Source organism: Microcoleus sp. C2D2, assembly GCF_036702495.1.
Taxonomy (GTDB): domain Bacteria; phylum Cyanobacteriota; class Cyanobacteriia; order Cyanobacteriales; family Microcoleaceae; genus Microcoleus.
In genome coordinates this window covers 1-1,940 of the sequence record NZ_JAUBTO010000358.1, presented here as the reverse complement: position 1 = coordinate 1,940, position 1,940 = coordinate 1, and the positions used below count along the sequence as shown (strand labels likewise).

Below are 1,940 nucleotides of genomic sequence, written 5' to 3'. Positions count from 1 at the left end.
TCAGAAATTGAAGCCGTAGGGATTACCGATAACGTCGTTGAGTTGATGGTCGGTAAATTGAGAAAAATGCCAGATTCCACTCAGCAGGTTTTACGGTTAGCCGCTTGTGTGGGCAATAGTTTTGACTTAAATACTCTCTCGATAGTCAACGAAAAATCTACCGCCGAAACTTTTCAAGAGCTATTGCCCGCGATCCAAGATGGATTAATTTTAGCCACTTCTGAACTCGGGGTAACAGAAGAAGAAATCGTTCAATCTCATCTCGTTATTACTACTTACAAGTTTTTGCACGATCGCGTGCAACAAGCAGCTTATGCTTTGATTGAGGAATCTTCTAAAAAAACAGTTCACTTACAAATCGGTCGCCTACTCTGGCAAAATACCTCGCCAGAGAAACGAGGGGAAGAGATATTTGCGATCGTCGATCATCTTAATTTAGGAATTGAACGGGTTAGCGACGAATCCGAACGCACTGAAATTGCCAAACTAAATTTAATGGCTGGTCAAAAAGCTAAAGCAGCAACGGCTTATGCTGCGGCTACCGAATATTTGCAAGCAGGTTTGGGACTGCTAGCAAATTCTAGCTGGACTCATCATTACGAACTGCCATTAGCACTGCATGAGGAAGCAGCAGAGGCAGCATTTCTGAGTGGTGATTTTGACCGGATGCAGAAATTAGCTGAGGTTGTGCAAAACTGTGCCAAAACCCTATTGGACAAAATCAAAGTTTATGAAGTCCAGATTCAAGCTTATGTGTCGCAGAACAAGCTAATTGATGCAGTTAATACAGCGTTAGAGGTTTTAAAGCTGTTAGGGGTAGAGTTTCCTTCTCAGCCTAACCCCTCAGATATTGGGCAGGCATTAGGGGAAACTGCGGCAATTTTGAATGGTAAGCAAATTGAGGATTTAGTTGACCTACCTCAAATGTCCGAGCCCTATAAATTAGCAGCCATGAGACTTTTATCAAGTATCTTTGCTCCTGCATATATCGCTGCCCCACAACTGTTGCCTGTGACGTTGTGCAAACAAGTAGATTTATCTGTCCAATATGGCAATGCTTCTGTGTCTCCGTTTGCTTATGCCAATTATGGTCTTCTTCTTTGTGGGGTTGTGGGTGATATTGACTCGGGTTATAAGTTCGGTCAATTGGCTTTAAATCTACTGTCGAAGTTGAATGCCAAAGAAATCCAAGCCAGGACAGTCGTTATGGTCAATATATGTACCCGACATTGGAAAGAACATTTCGCAGAAACTTTAGAACCTTTGGTATCAGCTTACGCTAGTGGCATAGAGACGGGAGATTTAGAATTTGCTGCCTTTGGTCTAATAGCCTACTCTTATTTCGCCTACTTTAGCGGCAAAGAACTGACTGGACTTGAAAGAGAGATGGCAACTTACAGAGATGCCGTTCATAAAATTAAGCAAGAAACAGCACTTCATTTTCACGAAATCTATTGGCAGGCTGTCTTGAATCTACTCGGAAGAAGCGAAGATCCCTGCCGTCTCCAAGGTGAAGCATACGACGAGCATATAAAGTTACCGTTGCACCAGCAAGCCAATGATAAAACTGGAATTTTCTACTTATATTTGAATAAAATTTTACTTTGTTATTTGTTTGAAAAATCCTCTCAAGCAATTGAGAATATTGCTATAGCAGAGAAATATTTAGACGCAATAGTAGGATTGCCCGTTGTTCCTATTTTCCATTTTTACGATTCTTTAGTACGGCTAACGGTGTATCCCTACAGCCCAGAGTCAGAGCAACAAGAAATTCTCGATCGCGTACAAGCTAATCAAGAAAAAATGCAGAAATGGGCGCATCATGCCCCCATGAATCATCTGCACAAATTCTATTTAGTAGAGGCAGAAAGACATCGAGTTTTGGGTCAAAAACTAGAAGCGATCGAGATGTACGACAAGGCTATTGCCCTTGCCAAAGA

Annotated in this window: 1 protein-coding gene; it reads left to right on the top strand. The window is 41.8% G+C overall.

Going from position 1 to position 1,940, the window contains the following annotated elements:
- Positions 1–1,940, top strand: a 1,940-nt coding sequence (locus QUB61_RS39120) for an ATP-binding protein (protein ID WP_445300343.1), incomplete at both ends; no start/stop codon positions are given.